The sequence below is a fragment of the Nostoc sp. 'Peltigera membranacea cyanobiont' 213 genome (assembly GCF_002245975.1).
Taxonomy (GTDB): Bacteria; Cyanobacteriota; Cyanobacteriia; order Cyanobacteriales; family Nostocaceae; genus Nostoc.
Genome location: NZ_NOLI01000054.1, coordinates 27,841 through 45,992, shown reverse-complemented (window position 1 = coordinate 45,992; position 18,152 = coordinate 27,841). Strand labels below are relative to the sequence as shown.

Sequence of the window (18,152 nt, the reverse complement as noted above, 5' to 3'; positions counted from 1 at the left end):
CAACCCCGGACAATATCCCAAAATAAAAGCTGTCGTTTGGGCACAGAACGCAATGCAACTTGCTGCAACACTTCTTCTACAGGTTCTTCTTCAACAGAAATCACATACAGTAAGGGATACCTTGCCCGAATCATCAAATCAAGTTGCTCTACTAAAGAGGCGTATTGCTGATTCTCGCTGTTATGAGTTGTATCTCCTTTTCCATATTGATGAAAATTGCTCATTTCTCTTGAAAATGGGTGTAAGGGTATAGGAGAAACAGTTTTGGCATTAGTTTTTAGCTATTTACTTCTAAAAAGTACCTTTGCCATCATAAATATGTTTTTACAGACTAGATTAGTAATTAGTTTGTCTTAATTAAGACTACTATCCTTGATAAAATATACTAGTATAAATTTATCAAAAAAAAAGATAAAACTTCAGGGCTTCTTTAGAACAGTATATACCAGCCTAAAAAGGCTGGCGATCGCTCACTACCTCCTAACTCCATTACCCTCAGGACTTACGCAACTGGCACAGTGCGATCGCTACTTGTATCTGAAAAATGAACACAAACCATTCCGTATGCTGAGTACTGTATGACTGTCCCTATTTGCCCTAACCTTGGGTCTTTGTCTGTAATTGTTCTAATTCCTGAAAAAATAGGCGAACCGGGAGCGATCGTACTAAGTCTGCTTGAAGAGATAGGATCTATTAGAAAAGTTAAATTTTAGGAATAAACCTCTGTCTTTACAATTTATTACCGTTCCCCCCGGAACTTCTCAACCCGCCGCAGGCTTAATTGTTACTTTGCATGGTTGGGGTGCTAATGCTGAGGATGTAGCATCTTTGTTACCCTTGCTCAACTTACCTGATTACCAGTTTATATTACCCAATGCACCTTATCCTTATCCCTATTCCCCTATAGGGAGGGCATGGTATGACTTGCGGGTGGAAAATATGTATGAAGGATTGGCCGAAAGTCGGCAACTGCTAATAGATTTTTTACAATCTTTAGAAACTAGCACTGGTGTACCTTTGTCACGCACCATCTTAAGTGGATTTTCTCAAGGCGGAGCAATGACTTTAGATGTCGGCTCAAAATTGCCCCTAGCAGGTTTAGCTGTCATGAGTGGGTATTTACATCCTGACGCATTAAGGGCAGATCAAAAAGGGATTCCCCCGACTTTAATCAGCCACGGTAAATATGATGAAGTTGTGCCACTGCAAGCTGCTTTGAAGGCACGAGAAACTTTAAAATCTCTAGGAGTGGCGGTAGAATACCACGAATTTGATATGGGACATGAAATAAATCCACAAACGTTAGATGTGCTACGGAAATTCGTTGTAAATGTAATTGGCTAGTCAGAATTACGAATTTTTTATAAATTCTGGTATAAATGCTGAAAATTTTCACGAAATCTATGTCTTCTAATGAGTAATATATATAGGGTGGCTGCGTTCAGCGCAACTTAACCCATGCTGAAGGCGAGTGCTGCATAAGGGAGGGGCTAGCATTATGACAACTCTAAGCATTTCCAGAAAAGAAATTGCTGCCATAACTGCGGCAGAAGTAGAAGAACTGGCTACACGTCTGGATCTGGATAATTACAATAATGCTTTTGATGGTTTAAATGATTGGCATCTATTGCGAGCGATCGCATTTCAGCGTCCAGAGTTAGTTGAACCCTATATCTACCTCTTAGACTTGGAACCTTACGATGAAGCGTAGTTGAGAGTTAGGAGAGACGCGATTAATCGCGTCTGTACATGAGTTAGGAGTTGGAAATTAATATTAGTAACTACTTGCTCCTAAATTACTACTTACTCCTAACTTTTTACCATGACTAATCCAACATTAAACAGGGTTCTAATAGGTGTAGGCGGCGGTATCGCCGCCTACAAAATTTGTGAGCTAGTTTCGACGCTGTTTAAAACTGGGGTGGAAGTGCGAGTCATCCTCACCCGTTCGGCGCAAGAATTTATTACACCTCTGACAATAGCCACCCTCTCTCGTCATCCCGCCTACACAGATGATGATTTTTGGCAATCAACTCACTCTCGTCCTTTGCATATTGAGTTGGGTGAATGGGCAGATGTTATGGTAATTGCCCCTTTGACGGCTAATACATTAGCCAAGTTAGCATACGGCATGGCTGATAATTTACTTACAAATACCGTGCTGGCTTCTACTTGTCCCATGCTGTTAGCACCCGCAATGAATACGGATATGTGGGAACAGCTATCGGTGCAACGAAATTGGCAACAGCTATTAGTCGATCGCCGATATCATGGAATGAATACAGCATCGGGTTTATTAGCGTGCGATCGCATTGGTGCTGGTAGATTAGCAGAACCTCCAGAAATTTTGGCTCACATCCAATCGTTGTTAAACACTCAAGGTAAACGAGATTTAGCAGGTAAACGAGTGTTAATTAGTGCTGGGGGAACGCGAGAGTATCTTGACCCAGTTAGATTTATTGGCAATCCTTCCACAGGTAAAATGGGATTAGCTTTAGCACAAGCAGCACTTCACCGAGGTGCAAACGTCACTTTGGTGCATGGCCCAGCTAATTGGGATGTACCATTAGGAGTACAAGCGATTTCCGTAGTCAGTGCCGAGCAAATGCAGCACGTCATGGTGGAATGTTTACCCAACGCTGATGTAATCGTCATGTCAGCAGCCGTGGCAGATGTGAAGCCAAAATATTATAGTACAGAAAAATTGCCCAAGCGATCGCTCCCCCAAGCCTTACCCTTGGAACCAGTACCGGATATAGTCGCCCAATTAGCAAAACTCAAACAGCCGCATCAGATATTAATTGGTTTTGCAGCACAGACTGGTGATATTGTCAAACCTGCATTAGAAAAATTACAGAGTAAAAAACTAGATGCTATTGTTGCCAATCCCATCGATCAGCCTGATAGTGGTTTTGGGAGCGATCGCAATCAAGCGATATTTTTAGATATACAAGGACGGCAGGTAGAAATTGCACCTTGTTCTAAATTGGAAATGGCGCATCATTTATTTGATTTTGTCCTATTGTGAACAAGTTCCTCAATCTCTAGTACCGCGCCAAGATACAAAAATTTCTCTTTGCGTCTTGCTGATGTATTGACATTCTATTTTACATCATTTAATGTAAACAGTAATTAATGTAAAAATAATCATGTTACAGTTATGTACTTTGAGGACGTGCGTCAGTGGCAGGGAACTGCGGAGGCTCTGACAAAAGAGCTAAAACGCCAGATTAAACATCTTGAACTGTCTATAGAATCACCTGCCCTGCGTACTGTTCGGTCGTGGAGAGCAAAACAACTTTTATCACAACCCAAAGGACAAGAATTTGGCTTTCGGCAAATTTTGGAGGGTTTGGCAACTGCTCTCTTATTAAAGAAAGGTTGGACACTTGCAGCGATCGCTCAAGTTTTGCCTTCCTTTCCTGAAGATGTTTTAGAAAGGCAAATTATTGCAGAGGCTCAAGGACACGATCCAACATGGCTACCTGCAATTTCAGCAACTTCTTTGCCTTTACCTACAGGACACCGCCCAGCAAGGGATCTGGCTGAAGATGCTGTGATGTTACTTGCTCAGGGAATTCTTCGCCAATACGATCGGGTTCTCCCAGGTCGAGAAATTGTGCGCCAAGAGGATAGTACGCTGCCACCAGAACTCTATCAAGCAATGTGCAAATTGGGTCGTCTATATATTGAAGAAGGATTAAGCGATCGCGCTGCTTGTGTGCATACTGTTTTAGATAACGCTCGATACTCTCTTGGTGGCGATCGCTGGCAGTTAGGGGTTTTTAACCAATCAGACTTTCGCTTTTCTAGCGTTACCTTAATCGATCCAGATTTACGAGTACCTACCTCAGACTGTGCAGAGATTGCCAATCTGAGCGGGGGTTTTGGCGAAGACAATGTGATTGAGCATCGGTTATATACTGACTTATGCCAAGCAACTGAACGATTGGGCGGTCGTCGCCAACACAAAGCTTACACTGCACTACGAGAGTTATTTGGTAGGTACTCTCTGATAGGAGAACGGCAACTATTAGATTACTTGGTTGAAAATGACTTAACCCCTTTACAGCGAATGATCGTGGAAAATTTCTTCAACTTAGTACCAGATATATGGCTAGTTGATGGACTAGCACATCGCTGCGCCCACTGTGGGACACTGATGCGATCGCATCCCAACAAAAAACTTTTTTCACAAGGGCGGTGTCCAATTCGCCAGTGCATTGGCCACAACTCACCAAAAGTATCTGAAAAACTAGATCCCAAAGACATTTTACGAATTGCCGAGCCACGAATTCTTACCTACTGGACAGGCCCAGCAATTGACGAATTAGCCATTTTTGATACAGCCCGACAAAATAAGCTCAATGCTGAACTTTACCCGGAGTCGGATTTATGCGATGTGGCAATTAACGAACGGGCAATTGGAATTGATGCCAAATCTTACACAAGTCCGGTGACTCTGGCTTTGCGTCTCAATCGTAGTATTGGCGGGCTGATTCACTATCGCCGCCGGATTCTTGCGGTTAGCGATCGCTTAATTGAGGACAACCCAAGCTACATTTCTACCCTCATTTCAACATTAGATAAAAAGGGCGATCCCGCCAGTTTAGAAATTATGTCGGTTTCCTCTGTAATTGATTTTTTAAAGAAGATGCCTTATGCGAACCAAACCTGATTTTTGGAAAGGTGCAGACCGAATTTGCTGGCTTTGCGTCTTAATGGAGGAATTTATTGATACTAATTCACTGGAGTACGCACCAGTAATTATGTCAGGCATGGCGAGCATTTTAAATGCACCTACATTAAAGCCTGCCCGTCAAGCAATTTTCAATATGCGGCAGATGTCGCTGACTTTTGTTACACAGCAATCAGTTAAACACGCAATTGCTCTCTATAACAATCATCATTACTGCAACCACACTAAAGGGACGTATGAGATTGACATTGAAACACTTCACTTTAAAAGAACAGACCCTTTAGAAGATTCTTTAATTACACAAGCGCGTCAAATTTTAAGTACTCCTTTGTCATACGACTCCTATGGTTTTACATTTGCCGATCCTCGTCAGCCGATGGCGGTTGCGTTAGGTGAAGAGTCAACAGCAGTAAGGATGCCGATCGCTCCGATTACCGCCCCGATTGCTGCACGTCGTACACATTCCCTCAACCGCCAACCAAGAGGAAAAATTCGCATTCCCCTAAGTGAACTGCGCGATCTGGCTATTGAGATGGACGAGCGTGAAAGGCAAGATCCTGAGCGACGATCTGGTAGTTGGGCAGATCGTTTTGAACGCTTTGACCTGATGGTATCGGAAGCTGGAAAGGGTCTGCGGAAAGAAGAAGATGTTCTGGAATTAGAAGACATCAAGCACTTAATTGGTTTGCCAGGGTCAGGTAAAACAACCATCCTCGTGTTGATAGCTGTCTGGCTGGGACTACATGACTATAAAGCAATGTTTGTGTTTCCCTCCATAGAAGTTGCTAGACAGTACATGGCTGAACTGGCATTTCATCAAGTTAAGGTGGGAATGCTTGTCGGACAAAGTGATGAAACTCGCCGTGGCCATGCAGATAATATTGCTGAAGCTATAGCAACACGAGGTAATGGTGGCTTTGCCCATACCTTAGAACAGGCAGAAGTTTTTGGGATGAACTGCGTCCTACCAGCCTTTTCAACTGCCGATATGTCTCTGTGGGGGTTTGGTTACGCACCTTGCAACAAGATATTGCAAGGTGGAGGGAAACAGGGAAAGATGAAGAAATGCCTGTGTCCCTTATGGACAATGTGCGGTCGAAACAAAGCACCGCGAGATTTATTGGATGCTAATATTTGGGTTGGTCATGTGCGATCGCTCGATACTCAAATATCACCTCACGCGATTCAAGAACAAGTACGATATTTTGAATTAATTGCCCGTACCTTCGACGTGGTTGTTTTCGATGAAGGCGACATGGTGCAATCAGTGTTAGATGGTTATGGGGCAGCAACCTTAAGTATTTCAGGCTCAGAGCGATCCATTCATCGGGTAATTTTAGAACAAATTCATAACCGCTTTGCTCGTGGTGAGAATTATCGATTATTCGATCGGGATGTAGAACTTTACAGTCGTGACTTGTCAGAATTTGGCAACCATAATACTTCCTTAATTACCACCCTTCAGAATATGTCTAAGTCGCGGGTGGGAGAACGCTACGAAAATCAATTACTGACTGTATTACGGATTGTTAGCGAACTATTGAATACTTTAAAGAAATCCTCTCAGCAGAATGATCTTGATGAGCAAGAAGCCAAACTAGGCTTTAGTAAAAGTCGGGCGCTGACTGAATTTTGGGAAGCGGCAGCATATAACGCCTTTTACGATCGCACAGGTGTTGAGAACCCTCAAGACTTTAAAGCAGATTTGTGGCCTCGGATTTTAGGCTATAACCGTGAAACCCTTGAAAAGCAATGGAAAACTCTCATTAATCATTTTCGCCGTTACCTAGCTGAAAATCTGATTAAGCGACGTGATGCGATCGTAGAAGAAATTGCCGAATTATTTCTTAAGCTCTGTTTTCCAGATCATTCACCAACAATAGAAGCAGAAGATTTAGCTAAATTACTTATAACTGTTACTTTCGTAATTGTGGGCTACCAGCGAATTGTACCAGGAACTAGAACAATGGTTGCAGAGGGATTCATTCGTGAAACAATTGGGGAGTCAACTGCATCACCAGAACTCCGAAAATTTATTCCAGAAAGCATTTTAGGTTCATTTTCTGGAGTGGAATACAGTTTTTCCAAAGCACAAACAACACGTACCGCCGCCAAAAATGTGCAATTGTCCTACATTACATTTGTTGGTGCGCCTCGAATGTTAATGCATCGCTTTCATCGGTTATTAGACGCAGATGATGGACATCCCAGCCCAGCCGTTTTAATTACTTCAGCAACTTCATTTTTAGAAGCTAGTCCCGCCTACCACATTAACGCTGGGCCGCATTATTTACTAAAACCGCGTCAGTCAGAACATAAACCAGAACAGAGCGTTTATCGTTTCAAATGGTTTCCAGATAGTGAACATGGTGATGAACCTCTCAAATATAGTGGTGCTGGCGAACTGCAAAACCATAATCTTAAGCGGATGGTGAATGCTCTTGTGCGCGGAGGAATTACTAAATCTGAAATTTACAAGTCCATGCGTAATTTTGATGTCAAATTTGGTATTCGCCGCAAAGCCGCTTTAGTTGTCAATAGTTACGATCAGGCTCGCACAATCAAGAAGTATATCAATGACTATCATCCTGAAGTTGGGCGGCATACAAAGGCAATTGTTAAATCCCTCAGAGATGGAGAACAACCGCAGGATTTTATCACCTCTGCTCAGTGTGAGGCATTAGGAGATGATGAAAACTGTGATATTTTAATTTTTCCCATGTTGGCAATTAATCGGGGTGTGAACATCGTTTTCACCAAAGGGGATAGGAAACTAGATGCGGCAATTGGCTCGATTTACTTCCTGACTCGTCCTCATCCTACCAAAGATGATATGCGGCTGTTGTACAGCTTGGCAGGACGGGCAACACAAGAATTTGATAGTCGAGTTTTTAGTCAAACAGAAGATTTAAATGCGATCGCAACTTCTTGGCAGCAATCTAGAAAAGACCTTTGGAAAACTGCCAATAGATTATTACGTGAACCCTTAATGGCTAGCCGTTTAGGCCCTGAACTATTCAAATCGTTTACAGCTAATCAAATGGTGGCGATTTTGCAAACAATTGGGCGAGGAATGCGGAATGGATGCCCAGTATCAGTTTACTTTGTGGATGCAGCTTGGGCTAAAAATTCAGCAGAAGATAAACCCGATTCTGGGCGAGATAGTATGCTGGTGCAGATGCGAATAATTTTAGAAGAATGTGTCAACCACCCCGATCCTGTAATTCGGGAAATTTATCAAGAACTTTACGGCGCATTTCTAATACCTTTACAACGCATTCAAGGAGTAAAATACCCGGATGAACTAGCTAATTCACAAGATTTTACGGATGAAGAAGACGGTTTTAATGATTTTTCAACACTATTGGAGATGTAAAAATGAGCGACAAATTTTCTGATGAAATTGAACTTGAAGAAGATTTATCTGAAGAAGATGAAGACGAAGAAACTGATGTTAATTTAGTTTCAGATACCTTTTATATTCAGCAAGGCCAAATCAAGCCTGTCAAGAGATTTACCCAAGCCTTCACTGTACCGGATAATCTGCCTCCAATCATAGTAGAGGGTTTTACTCTTGCTTGGACAAAGGCAGCTATGTTAGATTTCGCAGATATTCAAAAAGGAACTAATGTCAAAAATCTCCCCTATGCTTCATTTCGAGGATTTCTAGAAGTAGTACTAAAAGATGCAGCGCGAATTGAACCAGATGTAGGTCTTACGAAGTTTGCATTGAATAACGCTAAAAGGGGAAGCGATCCAGAACCTTTTGTTTACCTAAATGGTGGTAATGAAAAAGATATCAATCAAATGCTTCGCCCAATTATTAACGACTGGTTTACAAATCATCTCAGACCGTTTGTAAAAAAAGAAGACATATCAACGAATATTATTGACCGCTTGCAAGATTTGCAGGAAAGAGGAAAACTTCTGAAAATTTCTCCATTTAAATCTCAAGTATTCCCTTGGAATTGGTCTAAACAGACAGGTACAACTCAGCCAAAAGATCCCACAGATAAATATGCCTATCGTGCGATAGTAGATTACGTAGCTCGTCAAATTGCTGGACAAGAGATTTTTCCAGAGTTAGGGCCGATAAAACGTATTCTTTCCAGCAATTCTGGGATTGTAAAATTGATGACCGATCCGATAACCTTACCTGACGCAAAAGGGAAATTCAGTTTTGTGGTGAGCTTGGAAGTTGTGACTTATCCTTCTTTGCCTCAACCTTTGGTGAAAATTGAGGTTTCCAAACGTCGCTGGTTTACTCAGTTAAAAGATCCTAAATACGATCGTAAGAATATTAGCGGTTTCATCTTTTCTCAAGACTATCCCGATCGCGCTTTTACCTATAAAGTAAAATGCAAACAAGATAAAAATAATGAACAAGAGAAGAAGAATTGGAGTTGGGTGACAGATACAGATTTTGAAATCCTGCGGAGAGAATTGAAACTGCCTCTGGAATCTTTCGATGGGCAACAAATCGCTTTGGGGAAAGCCTCTACTGATAACTGTGAGGTAGTTCTGACTTACCGTAATGGACTTCAAGATAATTCAGAAGACGACCAAAATAGTTCAGAAGGATACGGTATTGAAACAGGCGTACCAGAGATTGATAAATTAGATGCCTTGGAAGCGATCGCTAAAATTCTTAACCCATTAGGAATCAAAATATTCGATGGTTACACAAAAGTACCATCTAAGCACAAACTAGATGATACAGCATCGCGGATGATTAATCTTCCTACACTGCTTGGTGGTGTTTTGGAAGCTCTCGAAACCAATTCAGAGTTGGAGCTTACTGCGAAATACCTCGATCAACTCGACGACAATCAAATCAATAGTTTGCTACGCAAACACTTTGACATTCGTTTAGAAGAGATTGAGTCGGGAAGAAAAGCTTTTCAATTTAATAAAGTTACGCCGAATCAAACGAATGCTCTCCAAACCATCATTCAGGCAAACCAAGCAGCGATGCAGCGATTATATCCTAATGAGCAACCGAGACTTTTTATATTTTATGAAGCTGATTTGGAGAAAGAAGCAAAGCTATTGCAGAAAATTACTAAAGTTTTGTGGGGAAACACACTCGAAATTTTTATTAATCGCTTGCCAGCAAATACTCACGGGCCACGAGAGGTTTTACCTGCAAAAGAGTTGAAAAATAAGGAGCGATCGCGTCAGCGAATTGAAGCATGGAAATCCACTGCAAAACAGATTGAAGACCCCAATAAGCCAACTTTCTCCTTGATAATGGCACGGCAATTTTACCCAGATCCTACTGGAAAAAACACTGTTAAACATGACGATAAAGTTAATAAACCTTCAACCCGCCAAGCACTAGCAAAGGTTGGTAGTGGCGTGCAGTTTCTTCTACCCATTGCAAAGACACGTAAAACAAAGCATCTCAAACTCGCAGATTTCTTCCATCGGATGCAGTCCGCTTTGAAAGATTTGTTCTCGGCTCATTCTGGTCGGATTGATGGTGTAAAAGAAAAGGTTGACAAGTACTTGCAAAATATCCCACCAGAAGCTAGACCAAAAGAAATTTTAGGATTCACAATCGTCCGTAAACAAAGGGGTCGCGCTCGTGGTGTTATTGAGAATACATTTTTAGCAGTGGTAATGCGCCTCAACGTAGATACAGGAAAATGTGAGCTTTGCTGTGCTTACGAGAAAGGAAATTTAGTAATCAGCCCGTGGTTTAGCTTTTCTGATGCACTAGCTTTTATTGCCCAACTTACTCCAATCAAACTAGCTGATAAGCGTAATGTGTCTCAAACTCGATTCATGGACTTTGTAAAACAGATTGTTTCTAACTCTGTGGAAGATGGGATGCAACCATTGGTTATGATTGATTCTTCCAACTGCGTCCAACTGTGGGATTGGCTTGCTGATAGCAGAATTAATGCTAATCAAATTAACCTTGGCCAGCAGTTTGAGAATATGCAGGATGAATGGCAAGACGCACGTCTAATTCGCATTCGCCAAGAACTCGCCCCTGGTATTATTGAGAAAAAAGCCAGACATTTAATAGAGACTTCTTTAGAAGATACCAGAACTAAAGAAGAACTAAACAAACTGCCGCCTACACTTAAAATAGATTCAGCATCTAGTTCGACTGGGTTATTTCGACTCAGCGCTACTAACCAAACTGGATGTGTGGCTTATCTATCTGTGGCACGTGAAGCACCACATCAATATTCACGTGGGCAAAGTTGTTATCGTTTAACCAAGACTCTAAGCAACAAAGCTGGATTAAAGATAAGTCAACTCTCTACAAAAGCTCCATTTGTAGGTCGCTGGCCTACTCCCAACCCCCTAGAGATTGTTGTTACCTTGAGACAACCAGAAGATAATCCTGATGACTTAGCTGCCCTTGTAGAGTCACTGCGCTATGGCTTTGGTCACTACAGCGATTGGACAGGTTTACCTGCTCCCCTATTTTTTGAGCGTGTTGTACGGGACTACATCAGTGATTTTGCGATCGCAGATGAGGAAACTGAAGCAGAGCTAGATTAATGATCTACCAAAAGTGCAATGCCTGTGGTTTTTGCTAGCCTACGCCAAACCGGATAATTTGAGCAGAGGACAGGCAACGTTATAAATTAATAGTGTATCTGCAATACCGGACTTGTTCTGGCTTAGTCTCAATAGCAAAGGTTTGGAGATGTTTACTTTATCAGAAACTTCTATCCTGGCGGCAATCCTACTGGTAGCTTTAGGCATTTTGGGCTGGGGCTTTTATCGCGCTAGACCTTTTGGTAAGCTGGGAATCTTAGCCTGGTTACAGTCGGTGGTGTTGATGACTCCCTGGCTCCTGTTTTTTGGATTGTTTGCCGCAGGGATTTACATCAATATAGCGGGTATATTGTTCTTAGTAGTGACTTCCGCCGGATTATACGTCTACTTGGGCAGACAGTTACGCGCAGCTGGGCAAGATGCCATCCTCAAGCAACGTGCAACCGAAAGACTCGCTGCTGCTTCTTCACTGGAAGCAAATTCCCCACAACTAGCAGTCGCAGAACTGAAAGCGGAAATTCCACCAATACCGGAAGAGGACTTGAATGCAATTAAAGGCATTTTTGGTATCGATACGTTTTTTGCCACAGAAACCATTGCTTACCAAGATGGAGCCATTTTCAAAGGCAATTTGCGGGGAGAACCAGAAGAAACTCACAACCGTCTAACTGCAAGTTTACAGCAACGTCTAGGCGATCGCTATCGTCTGTTTTTAGTAGAAAATACAGACGGTAGACCTGTGGTGATTGTCCTGCCGAGTCGCAACGATCCCAAGCCGATGTTGCGATCGCAAAAAGCTTTTGCAGGTATTCTGTTGATAGCAACTATTGCTACTAATTTAGAAGCTGCGGGATTACTGCTGAATTTTGATTTTTTTGGTAATCCAGGGCGGTTTCAAGAAGCTTTGCCCATAGGCGCTGGGATATTTGCGATTTTAGTAGCTCACGAAATTGGTCATTGGTTACTTGCCCAGCGTCACCAAATTCGCCTTAGCTGGCCCTTCTTTCTACCCGCAGTGCAAATTGGCTCCTTTGGTGCAATTACCCGCTTTGAATCTCTGTTGCCCAACCGTAAGGTATTATTTGATATTGCCTTGGCAGGGCCAGCCGCAGGTGGTATTGTCTCTTTGTTAATGCTGGTGACGGGCTTGCTGCTTTCCCACCCAGGTAGTTTATTTCAATTGCCCAATCAGTTTTTCCAAGGGTCGATTTTGGTGGGAAGTTTGGCGCGAGTTGTCCTTGGTTCGGCGTTGCAGTCACCCCTAGTAAGCGTTCATCCCCTAGTGGTGATTGGTTGGCTGGGGTTAGTAATTACCGCTTTGAACTTGATGCCCGCAGGACAACTAGATGGAGGGCGAATTGTTCAAGCAATTTATGGACGCAAAACCGCAGGACGAGCAACGATCGCAACTTTAATTTTACTGGCGCTAGTGTCTCTCGGTAATATGATTGCTATGTACTGGGCGATCGTGATTTTCTTTTTGCAACGGGATCAAGAACGTCCCAGCTTGAATGAAATTACTGAACCCGATGATGCTAGAGCCGCTTTGGGGCTTTTAGCTCTATTCTTGATGATTACCACACTTCTACCCTTAACTCCCGGCTTGGCTGGGCGTTTGGGAATAGGATAGTGTTTATGGAGACTACACCCAAACAAGCAATATCTGCAAAACAGATTCCGATGACAATTGAGGAAGCGGAGGCTGATTTACAGAGACGGTTTGGACAGCAAGCTAGTTAAATTACCATGACGGATTTTTAAGTGATTGTCGGTGAATCTTCACTGAAATTAAGTGATGTGTTCACCGACAGATTTCTAGGAAAATTAACTGAATGGTTTCCAACCGGCTAGCAAATTCGGGTAAGCTACGCGTGTGGGGAAAATTCTCTGGAAACTATTCTGACGCTCTTGAGGCTTTTCTTTGCCCATATTCCAGAGGGATTCATAGAAAAAGAAAGAGACTCCAGCAAAATTGCGATCGCGTACTTTTTGCACTTGTGTCTGAATCTGCTGCATTGGCACAGATCGGTTTTTCAACCCAGCCAAAATGCCTACACTCACTGGAATATGGCTCTTTGCCGCTTTCACTTCTGGGTACTCTAATTCGCTGATAAAAACATTCAAGTCATCCCGATATATCTGCAAAACTAAGTCTTCAACAATTCCCAGCCGTTCCCACTTCTGCCAGTCTGCTAAAAAGAAATCATAAGAAAAACGTTGAGGATTAGGAGCAACAGAAACTAGGCAATTTTTTTTAGTAACTTTGATGCTTGTAAATACCCGTTTCATAAACTCGGTAATTTTGTTGGCTCTCCAGCGCACCCATTCTGGATCTTTAAAGTCTTTGGAAGGAGCTTTACCACGGTGTTCTTTTTTATAAAGTGCCACTGTGTAAGCATCGTACCCTAATTCTGATGGTAAGCCAAAATGGTCATCAAATTGAATGCCGTCAATATTGTAATTTCTGACAATTTCAACGATTAAATCTTGAATAAATTCTTGGACTTCAGGGCGAAAGGGATTTAGCCAAACGCGATTATCATTCCCATCTTTGACAATCCGAGTTCCATCGCTACGGCTAGTGAGCCATTGGGGACGATTTTTAGCTAACAGAGAATCGGCTGGTGCCATAAAACCAAATTCAAACCAGGGAATCACTGTTAACCCTTTTTGATGTCCCACATCGACAATTTCTTTGAGGATATCTCGTCCTTGTAATCCAGGCGTGGGATCGAGCGATCGCCCGATAACTTTTTGGGCAACTTTGCTAGGATACAATGTATATCCCCAATTCCAAACCGCCGGATATATAGTATTAAAATTGAGTTCATCAAGGCGTTGCAAAGATCCCTTGAGGCGATCGCGCTCGAATAACACATCACTATCAATATTTGTTAACCACACTCCCCTTAACTCAGATGCAGTTCGCGGCAGACTAATTTGAGCGTTCAAGGGGAACGATAGCATTACCGTAGCTACCACACTCAAGATAACTATAACGGCAAACAACCCGGACTTTCTGCTTTGACCAATATTCCACCAAGAAGAAAACTCAACACACCACTTGAGAAACCTTTTCATCATTTGCTACAGACATTATCAAAATTATGAACAATTGGCATAGATAGCGATCGCTTCGATTGTAAGCGCTAAAACAATCGCCATCTAATCCGATCAACCTAATTCAGAATTATTTTTATTATTGGGCACTGGTTGCGAGATGATTCCAGGCTTTGACTACTGTCTGTAAATTCTTTGGCAGATTATCTTTAGAAATATCGTTGTACTGAACCGTACCCTCTGGGCTGGTAAGAGTGAAGGTGATATAGTCAGCAGCACCACTAGGGGCTGGGTAACTCAGATTTTGGAATTTACTAAATTTAGAACGTTCTAAAAATCTCCGAAATTGTTGTACCTGTTGTACAGAAACGCGGCGAACACTACGTTCAGAATCATTTGCATCACCAATCCGCACGCGAATTAATCGCCCATCTTTGAGTAAAACAGTCTGGTAAGTTCTACCAGCAAAGCCACCACTAGAAATTTGCCGAAATACTACATCTCTATCTAATGGTGGTGGTAACTCGCTGGCTGGAATTTGCACAGGGGACAATGTACCTTCGCTAGCCTTTTGATTCAGCCTGACTGTGGAACCTGTCTGATTGGTATGATAAGTCCAGTTTTGTTCGCCATTAGATACCACAATCAGCCAACCAGGAATTAACGCTTGGGTACAGAATTCATCAGCTTGAGGCAGTTCCAAACAACCATTGCGCCAAGTCTGTTGATTATAATCAATAATTTGCAGTTCTCTGGCTGAAATTCCCTGTCTGCGGGCTAAATCTTGTAGTACTGCGTTAGCTACTGGACGTGGCAAGCGGTTTGATTTAATATTCTCTTTGAGAACTTCATTACTTGTTTCTAACGATAAGTTTATAGAAGCGCCTTTAGCATCTTTGATAAGTGTTAAACCGCTAGTAACAGACAAAATTCCAGTCAAAATCAAAGCAGTTAAAATTCGTGCTTGGTTAATGTTAAAGTAGTCTTTCAGCATGAGCTTCATAGTAATATAGCGGTGTTAATCAAGAGTTATAGAGAGCAAAAATAATATCCAGACACTAATAGACAATAAAATACATAATTCCAGAACTTCAGCAGTTGGAATTAATTTAGTGGATGTTTTCTGAAACACATATAAAGACAGACGCTGATGTACTGATTGTTTGTTCCTTATACAAATTATCGATGAAAATGCATTCAATCAAAACTCCCTATAGTCTTATGGCAATAGAGTAATAACTTAGAAGCTCAAGCTTCATAAAATGAGGATTTTGTCAGAGAAGGGAATACATACCCTTGTTTTAAAAAATAGCTTGCGAGGACACCTAGCAAAGCTGTTTGCCTCACCGGTGTAAGCAGAGATTCAATAAAAGTAATTTTAAAGCTAAGGTTTTGCTCGGATAAACCTAGCGGATACAATATTTTGCAAGTAAGCTCAGGCAATATTAGGCGCTGATGGCTTGTTGTTCGGCTTCAACTAACTGATTGTGAGGTACATCAAATCTAATGGTACTAGCTGCCCAGTCTTTGAAATCTGGTGCCAGCCAGACTAGCTTGCGTAGAATTTCATCATTCACCCACAACACCAACGGGAACTGAAACTGTTTCCGAAACTCATCTCGCATGATATTGGTACTGATGATTAGTTGGTTAATTTCCACTACAGATTCTAAACCCCGTACCATTAAAGCTTCGGGTTGAGTAGCACCAATCGCAGTTGTAATTGCTGTATACAAAGTGTCAGCCGCAGGTGAGAGCAGGATTTCGTGGATATCTGCTGATGAAAATTCTGTTAACAGATTCAGCACTTGCTGCTGCCTTTCAACACAGTTACAACAAGCTAATATCAGCGAGAACTCGCCACCAGAAACCATCATTGCCCTTGCCAGCCTTTTAGTGGCTGCTATGCTGCTAACTATGCCGTTTTCCGAATTACTTAAGCCGATCATTAAAAAACCCTGCTTTGAATTTTAAAAATATCTGAGCAATATTCAGTTATTCTACCCTATGATTTTTTACTCAAAAGTGTTAGACGGGTAATTTGGATAAAGTTGTTACTTTAATACTAATGACAGTCTACGGATTATCTCAGGAAGAAGTACATTGTGTATTATCCCACACTTAATAATTAAGGAATAATGTAAAGGTAGCATCAAAATCATGTGAGCAAAAGATAATGCAGGCAAAAGGAAGCAAGTAAAGAATTAACAATCTAATTACACTGTATTTTCATAGATTTTCGCATCTCTCCTTGGTTAAGTAATTATTTTTTAATATAAAGTTATAAAAAATACTCAGTATTAAAGTAACGACAAGCATTGGGAAGTGCGATAAAACTTGACTGGCTAATGGTTTCCCGTCGCCTACAACAAGTCGCCTAGCAATTATTTTCCCTTGCAAGCTACTTTGGGGCGGGTGTAGAGTCGTGAAATGGTATCAGCCCAATATGCAAAAATCTCTCTTCATTAAAATTAACTCATCCGTTTGATAGACATGTAAATCGAAGATGTCGCCTCGTTATATCATGTCCGTTTAAGGACCGATCGTGAAGACCGCAGTTCTTGCTGGGGGTAGGAAGCGGGGGGAGTAAGAAAATATAATGTGAATAAATTGGATGGTTTATTTTCTGGAAGTCCCTAAATTCACTAGCAGGCTTGGTTTCTGGTAGTTTTAGGAATTCTTCGAGGGTGAGAGATCGAGGAGTTGCTGTTGTCATCGCCTTGAATGCAGTATTATTGCCACTCTGCCAAAATTGTATCGGTTATATTTTTGGCTGAGATAAATCCATCAAATTTGCTAACTTGTAAACTACCCGCGCTCCAACATTTCCATCCCATTCAGCATCACCGACTTCACAAATATCAAAGCCAATAATTTTTCTACCACTATTGACTAATTCCCGAAATAGACAAAATGTTTGTTCTAATTCCAGCCCACCTGGAACAGGAGTACCTGTACTGGGACAAAGTTTGGGATCTAGACCATCGACATCAAAGCTAATATAAACAAACTCAGGTAAATGACTGATAATTTCTCGGCATAAATCAAGCCAAGTTGTTCCAGAGTAAAGCTTTTGTTTAATGGCTGGGTCGTAATATGCAATAATGCGATCGCTAGATTGGTCTATCATTTGCACTTCATCATGACTTATATCGCGCAAACCCACTTGCACAAGCTTGGAAATTTGCGGTATTTTCATCGCATTAAACATAATCGACGCATGGGAAAACTCAAATCCCTCATAAGCATCGCGTAAATCTGCGTGGGCATCAATGTGCAAAATGCCATAGTTGGCGTAGTTAGCCGCTAATGCTTGGAAATAACCTAACGGCGAACTGTGATCTCCTCCAATGACTGCGACTTGCTTACCCTTGTTAATTGCTTCTTGACAATTTTCAAACAGCCATTGATTAACCTGTTGCCCAGCCTGATTAATTTCTGTGAGGACAGGTGTTAAATCTGGTGTATCTGAAAGTTCTTTACCTTGGGCTAATCGCTCAATAATTTTTGCTGCCAAGGCGCGATAATATGTATTTTTCTCTAAAATATCTTGGGGAATTTCTACCATGAAAATTCCCTGCTTCCAACCATTAGGGTTATCAAAATCGAATAAATCTAGTTGAGTCGAAGCATCGAGGATTCGCTGGGGGCCGTTAGCAGTGCCTGCACCATAGGAAACAGTGACTTCCCACGGCACACCAAAGACAATCAGATTTGCAGACTCATAATCGCAGGGCAAACCTAAGAGGTTGCCATTTATTTCACCTACGCCGCTAGGATTGTAGTCTTGTAGTTGATTACTCATCGATTATCTTCTGGATTTACGTGGATAGACAGCACGCCGCCTAGTGGACATCTGCATTGTAATCAAAAT

Annotated in this window: 11 protein-coding genes and 1 pseudogene; 7 read left to right on the top strand and 5 right to left on the bottom strand. The window is 41.8% G+C overall.

Annotation, left to right across the window (positions count from 1 at the left end):
• Positions 1-224 (bottom strand): annotated as a pseudogene (locus CDG77_RS16645) (AAA family ATPase); the annotation flags it as partial.
• A gap of 499 nt (positions 225-723) precedes the next feature.
• Here CDG77_RS16645 and CDG77_RS16640 point away from each other — a divergent pair.
• From CDG77_RS16640 to CDG77_RS16610, 7 genes are all read left to right on the top strand, one after another.
• Positions 724-1,344, top strand: coding sequence for an alpha/beta hydrolase (locus CDG77_RS16640; protein WP_181154515.1), 621 nt, complete (start codon positions 724-726; stop codon positions 1,342-1,344).
• 154 nt (positions 1,345-1,498) lie between these two features.
• Positions 1,499-1,711 (top strand): protein IsiD, encoded by a 213-nt coding sequence (gene isiD, locus CDG77_RS16635; RefSeq protein ID WP_094330458.1) that lies wholly within the window; start codon positions 1,499-1,501, stop codon positions 1,709-1,711.
• Positions 1,712-1,822: 111 nt separating this feature from the next.
• A complete protein-coding gene (coaBC, locus tag CDG77_RS16630; RefSeq protein ID WP_094330457.1) occupies positions 1,823-3,028 on the top strand; it encodes a bifunctional phosphopantothenoylcysteine decarboxylase/phosphopantothenate--cysteine ligase CoaBC in 1,206 nt (401 codons plus the stop codon).
• 132 nt (positions 3,029-3,160) lie between these two features.
• Entirely contained in the window at positions 3,161-4,678 is a 1,518-nt protein-coding gene (locus tag CDG77_RS16625; RefSeq protein ID WP_094330456.1) for a restriction endonuclease-related protein, read from the top strand.
• Entirely contained in the window at positions 4,662-8,075 is a 3,414-nt protein-coding gene (locus tag CDG77_RS16620) for a hypothetical protein (RefSeq protein WP_094330455.1), read from the top strand. Before CDG77_RS16625 ends, CDG77_RS16620 begins: the two co-directional genes overlap by 17 nt.
• 2 nt (positions 8,076-8,077) lie before the next feature.
• The gene (locus CDG77_RS16615) at positions 8,078-11,218 is read left to right on the top strand and encodes an RNaseH domain-containing protein (protein WP_094330454.1); all 3,141 of its coding nucleotides are present in this window, start codon (positions 8,078-8,080) and stop codon (positions 11,216-11,218) included.
• Positions 11,219-11,366: 148 nt separating this feature from the next.
• Entirely contained in the window at positions 11,367-12,848 is a 1,482-nt protein-coding gene (locus CDG77_RS16610) for a site-2 protease family protein (RefSeq protein ID WP_094330453.1), read from the top strand.
• Between the two features lie 194 nt (positions 12,849-13,042).
• On the opposite strand, the gene CDG77_RS16605 is transcribed toward CDG77_RS16610, so the two are convergent.
• From CDG77_RS16605 to speB, 4 genes are all read right to left on the bottom strand, one after another.
• Complete coding sequence (locus CDG77_RS16605) at positions 13,043-14,299, bottom strand: glycoside hydrolase family 10 protein (RefSeq protein WP_094330452.1); 1,257 nt, start codon at positions 14,297-14,299, stop codon at positions 13,043-13,045.
• Positions 14,300-14,417: 118 nt separating this feature from the next.
• On the bottom strand, positions 14,418-15,281 hold the full coding sequence (locus CDG77_RS16600) for a hypothetical protein (protein WP_094330451.1): 864 nt from the start codon (positions 15,279-15,281) through the stop codon (positions 14,418-14,420).
• Positions 15,282-15,723: 442 nt separating this feature from the next.
• Positions 15,724-16,227: a hypothetical protein gene (locus CDG77_RS16595; protein WP_094330450.1), complete on the bottom strand. Its 504-nt coding sequence runs from the start codon at positions 16,225-16,227 to the stop codon at positions 15,724-15,726.
• A gap of 812 nt (positions 16,228-17,039) precedes the next feature.
• Entirely contained in the window at positions 17,040-18,083 is a 1,044-nt protein-coding gene (gene speB, locus CDG77_RS16585; RefSeq protein ID WP_094330448.1) for an agmatinase SpeB, read from the bottom strand.
• Positions 18,084-18,152: the final 69 nt, after the last annotated feature.

What these genes read in the sequence shown, in the direction of transcription:
- CDG77_RS16600 (WP_094330451.1), bottom strand. Translation starts at nt 15,281, where the DNA reads ATGAAGCTCATGCTGAAAGACTACTTTAACATTAACCAAGCACGAATT.
- CDG77_RS16595 (WP_094330450.1), bottom strand. Translation starts at nt 16,227, where the DNA reads ATGATCGGCTTAAGTAATTCGGAAAACGGCATAGTTAGCAGCATAGCA.
- CDG77_RS16615 (WP_094330454.1), top strand. Translation starts at nt 8,078, where the DNA reads ATGAGCGACAAATTTTCTGATGAAATTGAACTTGAAGAAGATTTATCT.
- isiD (WP_094330458.1), top strand. Translation starts at nt 1,499, where the DNA reads ATGACAACTCTAAGCATTTCCAGAAAAGAAATTGCTGCCATAACTGCG.
- speB (WP_094330448.1), bottom strand. Translation starts at nt 18,083, where the DNA reads ATGAGTAATCAACTACAAGACTACAATCCTAGCGGCGTAGGTGAAATA.
- CDG77_RS16605 (WP_094330452.1), bottom strand. Translation starts at nt 14,299, where the DNA reads ATGAAAAGGTTTCTCAAGTGGTGTGTTGAGTTTTCTTCTTGGTGGAAT.
- CDG77_RS16610 (WP_094330453.1), top strand. Translation starts at nt 11,367, where the DNA reads ATGTTTACTTTATCAGAAACTTCTATCCTGGCGGCAATCCTACTGGTA.
- CDG77_RS16620 (WP_094330455.1), top strand. Translation starts at nt 4,662, where the DNA reads ATGCGAACCAAACCTGATTTTTGGAAAGGTGCAGACCGAATTTGCTGG.
- coaBC (WP_094330457.1), top strand. Translation starts at nt 1,823, where the DNA reads ATGACTAATCCAACATTAAACAGGGTTCTAATAGGTGTAGGCGGCGGT.
- CDG77_RS16625 (WP_094330456.1), top strand. Translation starts at nt 3,161, where the DNA reads ATGTACTTTGAGGACGTGCGTCAGTGGCAGGGAACTGCGGAGGCTCTG.